The organism is Pseudobutyrivibrio sp., assembly GCF_017471675.1.
Taxonomy (GTDB): domain Bacteria; phylum Bacillota; class Clostridia; order Lachnospirales; family Lachnospiraceae; genus Pseudobutyrivibrio.
Window position 1 is genome coordinate 1 of record NZ_JAFUSK010000073.1, and the last position, 8,159, is coordinate 8,159.

Here is an 8,159-nt window from a genome sequence, read left to right on the forward strand (position 1 = left end):
AGAGGAAGAACGTAATAGTGAATATGGTGTTATGGCTTCAGATTATACAAAGGAGCTTCTTTCAAATGCTGATACGCTGTATCTGGAATATGATATAGACAGTGATGACCAGTATGATAGAATCTTAGCTTATGTATGGCTTGAGGATGTTAAGGATACCTTTGATGAAGAGGCCATTAAAGAATCCATGGTAAATGCTATAATCGTAAAAAATGGCTATGGAATAGGAAGAAGATATGAGCCAACTGTTGCCCATGATGATATTTTGCAACTCTTAACAAAGGAAGCAGAAGCTTCAAATGCAGGATTGTGGCAGTATCAAGGCTTTAGAAATTTGTGGGAATAGACTTATTGCATGTAAATTCTTTGCAAAGTATAATTATAATAGTTGAATTAAATTATATGGAGGGATTTTATGGCATCTAAAGTTTATTTTATCAAAAATGTAACTGCTGAAAATGTTGTAAAAATGTACGATAAGTTAGGTATTGAGCTACCTGGCAAGGTCGCTGTTAAGGTTCATTCTGGTGAGGAAGGAAATCAGAATTATCTTAAACCTGCATTTTGGAAACCTATGGTAGAACATGTTAACGGCACTATAGTTGAATGTAATACAGCTTATGAGGGTGAACGAAATTACACAGATAAGCATATCAAACTACTTAAGCGCCATGGCTGGAACGAGTTGTTTGATGTGGATTTAATGGATGCAGAAGGTCCTGATATAGAGATTCCTGTTAAGAACGGAACACATCTTAAGACAGATATTATGGGCAAGAATCTTCTCAATTATGATTCCATGCTTGTACTTTCACATTTTAAGGGACATCCAATGGGTGGATTTGGTGGCGCTCTAAAGCAGCTTTCTATTGGATGTGCGTCCTGTGCTGGAAAGGTTCAGATTCATTCTGCTGGCAAATACAAGCTTGCAAGTGAACAGGATATCGTATGGAATGATTTACCTGAGCAGAATGCTTTTTTAGAGAGTATGGCTGAGGCTGCATCTGCCGTAGTAGACCATTTTAAAGGAAATATGGCATTTATCAATGTTATGGCAAATATGTCTGTTGATTGCGATTGCTGTGCTGTTGCAGAAGACCCTTGTCTTAAGGATATCGGTATTTTAGCCAGCTTAGACCCAGTTGCAATTGATAGGGCTTGTCTTGATTTTGTATATGCATCAAAGGATTTGGGAAGAGACCATTTCTTAGAGAGAGTTACATCTAGAAATGGCGAGCATACAGTTGATGTAGCGGCATCACTTAATGTTGGAAGCAAGGAATACGAACTTATAGAGCTCTAGTTTATTTTACGGGGGTATAAACTATGGAGTTAAACAACATAATTGACGTTGTAGAAAAAAGAGCAAAGGATATAGCAGACCAGGAAATCGTTAATTATAATAAGGCTCATCCTGAACTAAATCTTACAGATGAAGCCAGGGAGGCTGTAAGAACTCGCTCGATTTCACAGCTTACATTGCAGCTTAGTAAATTTCACTTTAAGGATGATACGGATTTACAAGAGCAGTTTGATGATTGGTTTTCATCTAATGAAGAGGAAGACCTTATAAAGGCCTGTAAACATTGCCTAGATGATGAGGCTAAAAAGATAAGAGAAGCTGCATCTGGTAAGATGAGCTCACTAGATGCATATTTAACAAAGCATTTAGGCAGTGCACATACAATTGATTAAATTTATGGAAAATTTTGTCACCTTTTTCATTGACGAAGTGGGATTCCTATGTTAATATATCTGAGTATGCCGCTCAGTGTGGTTTTTTAAGTGTGTTTCATAGTGAGGCACCACCGAAACTGGCGAGTAATGATAAAAAGGAGGAGCAACCATGTACGCAATTATTGCAACAGGTGGTAAGCAGTACAAAGTTTCTGAAGGCGATATCATTACCATTGAAAAGCTTGGTGTAGAAGCTGGTGAGAAGGTTACTTTTGATCAGGTTCTTGCTGTTAGCGACAAGGATCTCAAGGTTGGTGACCCAACAGTTAAGGGTGCTACAGTAGAGGCTTCTGTTGTTAAAGAAGGCAGAGGTAAGAAGGTAATCGTTTACAAGTACAAGAGAAAAACAGGTTACCACAAGAAGAATGGCCACAGACAGGCTTTCACTCAGGTTAAGATTGAGAAGATTAACGGCTAATTATGGTTTCCGTTATTATTACTAAACAGGGGGCTGATATCAAGCAGGTTTCCTTGGATGGACATGCTGGTGATGCTGAGGCGGGGCAGAATATTGTTTGCGCAGCAGTTTCAGTTTTGGCAATCAACACATTTAACAGCATCGAACGATTTACTGATGATGCATTTACAGTTGATGCAGCTGAAGATGGCGGTCATTTAGTTATGACTTTTCCAGACAAGCTTTCAGACAAGGCGCAGCTTTTGCTGGATTCAATGTTACTCGGTTTAGATGAAATCCAAAAACAATACGGTGATGAATACATTTCACTCACATACAAGGAGGTGTAAGACATGTTACAGATGAACCTTCAGTTCTTCGCTCATAAAAAGGGTGTAGGCTCTACAAAGAACGGTAGAGATTCAGAGTCTAAGAGATTAGGCGCAAAGAGAGCAGACGGTCAGTTCGTTAAGGCTGGCAATATTCTTTACAGACAGCGTGGTACAAAGATTCTTCCAGGCAACAATGTAGGTCTCGGTGGAGACGATACACTTTTTGCTTTAGTTGATGGAGTACTTCGTTTCGAAAGAAAAGGTAGAGACAAGAAGCAGGCTTCTGTCTATCCAGTAGAACAGTAATCGATTGACCCGACTATGCGTATTACGTAGTCGGGTCGTTTTTTTAGGTAACAACGTAGTTAATCATAATAGCTGATTTTAGCGTATTTAAGTGCGTAGCGAACAAGCTATTATATTTCTTTAGCTTCACGTGTTAGTGAAGCGGAGAAATCATAATGCTTGTTGGCGTAACACACGGAGGTAAGCAGGGATAAATCGGCGGATTAGGAGTTTTTATGTCATTTGCTGATAGAGCAAAAATTATTATAAAATCAGGTAAAGGCGGCGATGGCCATGTTAGCTTCCGCCGTGAAAAATATGTACCAAACGGTGGTCCAAACGGCGGCGACGGTGGTAATGGTGGTAATGTAATTTTTGAGGTCGATCCAGGTCTTAATACTCTTACAGATTATCGTCACAGACGCAAATTTGCAGCTGAAAACGGTCAGGAAGGTGGCAAGGATAATTGCCATGGTAAGAATGGTGCTGATTTGATTCTTAAGGTTCCAGAGGGAACAGTTATTAAGGATGCAGCCAGCGGAAAGGTTATCGCTGATATGTCAGGAGATAACAAGAGACAGATAGTTCTCCCAGGTGGCAAGGGCGGTCTTGGTAATCAGCATTTTGCTACATCTACAATGCAGGCACCAAAATACGCAAAGCCAGGTGTAGATGCCATTGAACTTGAAGTTCTTTTAGAACTTAAGGTTATCGCTGATGTAGGTCTCGTTGGTTATCCTAACGTAGGTAAATCTACATTCCTTTCACGTGTTACTAATGCTGATCCTAAAATTGGAAATTATCATTTTACAACACTTAGCCCAAATCTTGGCGTTGTAGATGTTGATGATATAAATGGTTTCGTTATTGCAGATATTCCAGGTCTTATTGAAGGCGCTTCAGAAGGAATCGGACTTGGCCATGAATTCCTTCGTCATATCGAGCGAACAAAGGTTATTATACACATGGTTGATGGTGCTTCAGTTGAAGGCCGTGATCCAATCGAAGACATCAAAACTATTTCTGCAGAGCTTGAAGCTTACGACCCAGCCCTTCTTAAGAAGCCTCAGGTTATTGCAGCTAATAAGATGGATGTTATTGGAGAGGATAGCAACGAGGTTCTTGAGGCCTTAAAGGCAGAATTTGAGCCAAAAGGCATCAAGGTATTTGCTATTTCTGCAGTTAGTGGTAAAGGCTTAAAGGAGCTTTTATACGAGGTAGTTAGATTATTAGATTCTTGCGATGATGCACCTATCGTTTACGAGCAGGAATTTGACCCAACTATTCGTGCATTTGATGATGAGCCATACACTGTTACAATCAATGATGAAGGAGATTATGTTGTAGAAGGACCTCGCATCGAAAAGATGCTTGGCTACACTAATCTTGAGTCTGAAAAGGGATTTATGTTCTTCCAGAATTTCCTTAAGGAACAGGGTATTCTTAAGGAGCTTGAGGAAAAGGGAATCCAAGAAGGCGATACTGTTAGAATGTATGGTTTAGTATTTGATTATTACAAGTAAGAGGTATAGAAATGACTAATAAACAAAGAGCTTATTTATCATCTTTAGCAGCTGAATTAAGCCCAATTCTTCAGATTGGTAAGGCTAGCCTTACACCTGAACATACACAGGCTGTAGACGAAGCTTTAGAGGCTAGAGAGCTTATTAAGATTAACGTTCTTAAGAATTGTTTTGATGACCCACGTGAGATGGCTCAGATTCTTGCAGAGCGTACTCATTCAGAGGTTGTTAGAGTAATCGGTAAGAAGATTATTCTTTACAGGGCAGCAAAGAAGCCTGTTATCAAATTACCTAACTAATAGGAGCTTAAAATGGCTAGAATCGGTGTATATGGAGGCACCTTCAATCCCATTCATAACACTCATATAGGGATTGCAAAGGCAGCTTTGTCGCAGTATAAACTGGATAAGGTATATTTTTTAGTTGCAGGAACACCACCTCATAAGAGCACAGCAGATGGTATTTCCGATTTTAATAGACTTGAGATGGTGCGCCTTGCTATTAAAGATATCCCTTACTTTGATATCGATGAACGAGAGATTATGAGAGCTGGCAAAAGCTATTCATATATTACATTTACTGAGTATCACAATGAAATGCCTGAGGACGAAATCTTCTTTATTATGGGCAGTGATAGCCTGATTAATTTTAAGAATTGGGTTAAGCCTGATGTGATTTCTGAATACGCTACTGTACTTGTGGCACCAAGAGCTGGTGATGATACAGCTACTATTGAACATGCTATTTTCGAATGTAAAAATATGTTTGATGGTGATTTTATGCTTATTGATTATAAGGCTAATGCATTGGCTTCATCAAGTATCAGAGAATCCTTTTATTCTAGCGATGTAAATAAGGCTGAGGTGCCAGATAGTGTTAGAGAATACATTACGAAGCATAATCTCTACAATAAATATTGTTATTCTTTTTCAGATGTAACACGTCTAGACGAAGAAATGAAAAAGGAGCTTAAACCAAGCCGATACATTCATACAATAGGTGTTGCTAATATGGCATATTCTCTTGCCATTAGATGGGATTATCCTCCAATCAATGCTATGGTAGCTGGAATGCTTCATGATTGTGCTAAATGTATTTCTGATGAAAAACGTATCAGTGTATGCGAGAAAAATAACATTCCTATTACAGATATTGAATATAAGTATCCTCATTTACTACATGGTAAAGTAGGTGCTCATTACTGTAAGAGTAAATATGATGTATTCGATGAACAAATTGCTCACGCCATTGAAGTTCATACTACGGGATGCCCTAATATGAACCTGTTAGATAAGATTATTTTTGTTGCAGATTATATTGAGCCAGGCCGTGACAAGCAACCTAGATTAGATGTTGTAAGGGCTATGGCTTTTAAGGACTTAGATATGTGTGTTTATTTAATCTTGGAGGATTCGGTGAACTACCTTAATTCTAATCCTGAGATGGTAGATCCAACTACCATAGATACATTTGAATTTTACAAATCATACATAGAAAAGAGGTAAAACATGGAAGCTAGAGAGATAGCAAAGTTAGTTTGCAAAGCATTAGATGACAAAAAGGCCATTGATGTAAAGGCTATTGATATTTCTGAGGTTAGCGTTATGGCAGATTTCTTCATTGTTGCATCTGCATCTAATCAAAGCCAGATGAACGCAATGCAGGATGAAGTAGACAGAGTACTTTATGAGCAGGGTATTCATGCTAAGTCAATCGAAGGTAATCGTTCAAGCACATGGGTGCTTATGGATTACGAAGATGTTATCGTACATTTATTCTCAGAGGAAGACAGATTATTCTACGATCTTGAAAGAATCTGGAAAGATGGAATCATTATTGATGCAAATGAGCTTTAAAAAGAAAATCCTTAATGACATGATTGTCATTAAGGATTTTTTTTAGAAGAATCTAAATACACCGAATACTTTACCAAGGATTGTGCAATCATCTACGATGATTGGATCCATAGTATCGTTCTCAGGCTGGAGACGAATATGTCCTTTTTCTTTATAGAATGTCTTAACAGTAGCACTATCATCAACAAGAGCTACAACCATATCTCCATTATTAGCAGTATCCTGCTGCTGAACAATAATAGTATCACCATCAAGAATACCTGCATTTATCATTGATTCACCCTTAACTCGAAGCATGAATGACTGACGATTAGGGACGTGCTCAGCAGGGATAGGGAAGTACTCATCGATGTTCTGTACTGCGAGAAGTGGCTGCCCTGCAGCAACATTACCTACAACTGGAACATTAACAACTTCACGACGAATCATATTGAAGTTATCATCGATAATCTCAATAGCACGAGGCTTAGATGGGTCACGCTTAATATAGCCATTCTTTTCAAGTGTCTCTAAGTGGGAATGAACAGATGATGTAGAACGAAGATTACATGCATCGCATAATTCCCTAACTGTAGGAGGATAGCCCTTATTAAGAATTGCTTCTTTTATAACTTCAAGGATCTCACGCTGCTTAGCAGAAATTTTTCCATATGCCATAGTGAAATTCTCCTTTCAATTTTATCTGATACTACAATAACACACTGAACATATTTTTGCAAACAAATATTCCGAAATTTTGTTCGTAAAAAGTATTGACAAAACGATTGTTCGGTACTATATTGTTATCAGAACAAAAGTTCCGAACATTATTTTGGAGGCATTGATTATGAAAAAGAATAGTAAAGCACAGTTAATCGTAAGAAATAGAAAAATCATGTTATCAGTAATTATTTTAGCTACACTTTTATTTAGCATCATTTTATTTACTAATAAGGCAGCTGCGGAGAATAGTCGCCAGGTTTATACATACTATACCAGCTACCAAATCCAGTCTGGTGATACCTTATGGACCATAGCTGATAAATTCATGGGTCCTGATTACACCAATAAGAAGGATTTTATTGATAATATTAAAGCATTAAATCATCTTGGAGACGGTCATATCACAGAAGGTAAGTTTTTGGTTATTGAATATTCTTCATACGAGAAGCTGTAGATAGCCTATTCAAACTCTCTTGCATATATGATAATATATATATGGATTTTTGATAGAATATACACTATATTTTGTGTTCAGGAGAGTATATGTTACGTTTTTTAATTGCTATATTATTTAATGCCAAGCGCGGGCCTCAGCTAGTATCAGCTATGCGTAAGATGATTAGGCATAAAGACAAGTACCCGGAGAAGACCAGATATGCACTAGCCCTTAAGTTAATCAGATATCTTAAAAAGAGCGCACGTATCACTACAGAAGTATACGGTACAGAGAATCTACCAGCTGAAGGTGGTTATGTAATGTATCCTAATCATCAGGGGAAATATGATGCATTAGGTATTATGTACGCCCACAGAGAGCCTTGTACATTTGTTATGGACAAAGCCAAGTCCTACGGTTTTCTTGTGCGGGAGATGGTTGATTTACTTGGTGCTAAGCGTCTTGCACTTGATGATGTTAGGCAAAACATTAGAATAATGGATCAAATTACCAAGGAAGTACTTGAAGGAAAGCGCTTTATTCTGTTTTCTGAGGGTGGATATAATACTAACGGTAATATTGTTCAGCGTTTCAAGCCGGGCAGCTTTAAATGTGCCATGCGTGCTAAGGTTCCCATTATACCAGTAACACTTATTGATTCTTATATTGCATTTAACAGTTTAAAGCCTGGACCTGTAACAACTAAGGTCATCTTTGGACAGCCTATTACCTACGATATGTATAAGGATATGAAGACACATGAGGTAGCTGATATAGTCCGTTCAACTATTATTTCTACAATGGAACAATTCGGGGTATATGTTAATAATCCAGAGAATAATCCAGATATTCTAGAGAATGATAATTAAAGCTTGATTTATAATATTTTAT

General features: G+C 37.9%; 13 protein-coding genes. 12 read left to right on the forward strand and 1 reads right to left on the reverse strand.

Annotated elements, in window-relative coordinates; translation table 11 throughout:
- From IJ535_RS11810 to rsfS, 10 genes are all read left to right on the forward strand, one after another.
- The coding region (locus IJ535_RS11810; protein ID WP_294303099.1) for a thermonuclease family protein at positions 1 to 346 on the forward strand (346 nt) is incomplete at its 5' end.
- 69 nt (positions 347 to 415) lie between these two features.
- A complete protein-coding gene (locus IJ535_RS11815) occupies positions 416 to 1,303 on the forward strand; it encodes a DUF362 domain-containing protein (protein WP_294303102.1) in 888 nt (295 codons plus the stop codon).
- A gap of 23 nt (positions 1,304 to 1,326) precedes the next feature.
- Positions 1,327 to 1,695, forward strand: coding sequence for a hypothetical protein (locus IJ535_RS11820; RefSeq protein ID WP_294303105.1), 369 nt, complete (start codon positions 1,327 to 1,329; stop codon positions 1,693 to 1,695).
- A gap of 151 nt (positions 1,696 to 1,846) precedes the next feature.
- A complete protein-coding gene (gene rplU / locus IJ535_RS11825) occupies positions 1,847 to 2,155 on the forward strand; it encodes a 50S ribosomal protein L21 (protein ID WP_028236391.1) in 309 nt (102 codons plus the stop codon).
- A 2-nt stretch (positions 2,156 to 2,157) separates the two neighbouring features.
- Complete coding sequence (locus IJ535_RS11830; protein WP_294303108.1) at positions 2,158 to 2,484, forward strand: ribosomal-processing cysteine protease Prp; 327 nt, start codon at positions 2,158 to 2,160, stop codon at positions 2,482 to 2,484.
- A 3-nt stretch (positions 2,485 to 2,487) separates the two neighbouring features.
- Positions 2,488 to 2,772 (forward strand): 50S ribosomal protein L27, encoded by a 285-nt coding sequence (gene rpmA, locus IJ535_RS11835; protein ID WP_015549701.1) that lies wholly within the window; start codon positions 2,488 to 2,490, stop codon positions 2,770 to 2,772.
- Between the two features lie 215 nt (positions 2,773 to 2,987).
- A complete protein-coding gene (obgE, locus tag IJ535_RS11840; protein WP_294303111.1) occupies positions 2,988 to 4,274 on the forward strand; it encodes a GTPase ObgE in 1,287 nt (428 codons plus the stop codon).
- Positions 4,275 to 4,285: 11 nt separating this feature from the next.
- Complete coding sequence (locus tag IJ535_RS11845; protein ID WP_294295089.1) at positions 4,286 to 4,573, forward strand: YhbY family RNA-binding protein; 288 nt, start codon at positions 4,286 to 4,288, stop codon at positions 4,571 to 4,573.
- Between the two features lie 12 nt (positions 4,574 to 4,585).
- Positions 4,586 to 5,779: a nicotinate (nicotinamide) nucleotide adenylyltransferase gene (gene nadD / locus IJ535_RS11850; RefSeq protein ID WP_294303113.1), complete on the forward strand. Its 1,194-nt coding sequence runs from the start codon at positions 4,586 to 4,588 to the stop codon at positions 5,777 to 5,779.
- A gap of 3 nt (positions 5,780 to 5,782) precedes the next feature.
- On the forward strand, positions 5,783 to 6,130 hold the full coding sequence (gene rsfS, locus IJ535_RS11855; protein WP_294295092.1) for a ribosome silencing factor: 348 nt from the start codon (positions 5,783 to 5,785) through the stop codon (positions 6,128 to 6,130).
- A 42-nt stretch (positions 6,131 to 6,172) separates the two neighbouring features.
- Here rsfS and lexA read toward each other — a convergent pair whose 3' ends face one another.
- The gene (gene lexA, locus IJ535_RS11860; RefSeq protein ID WP_294295093.1) at positions 6,173 to 6,787 is read right to left on the reverse strand and encodes a transcriptional repressor LexA; all 615 of its coding nucleotides are present in this window, start codon (positions 6,785 to 6,787) and stop codon (positions 6,173 to 6,175) included.
- 169 nt (positions 6,788 to 6,956) lie between these two features.
- On the opposite strand from lexA, the gene IJ535_RS11865 reads away from it, so the two are divergent.
- Positions 6,957 to 7,286: a LysM peptidoglycan-binding domain-containing protein gene (locus IJ535_RS11865; protein WP_294303115.1), complete on the forward strand. Its 330-nt coding sequence runs from the start codon at positions 6,957 to 6,959 to the stop codon at positions 7,284 to 7,286.
- Positions 7,287 to 7,375: 89 nt separating this feature from the next.
- Positions 7,376 to 8,137, forward strand: a complete 762-nt coding sequence (locus tag IJ535_RS11870; protein ID WP_294303118.1) for a lysophospholipid acyltransferase family protein — start codon at positions 7,376 to 7,378, stop codon at positions 8,135 to 8,137.
- Positions 8,138 to 8,159: the final 22 nt, after the last annotated feature.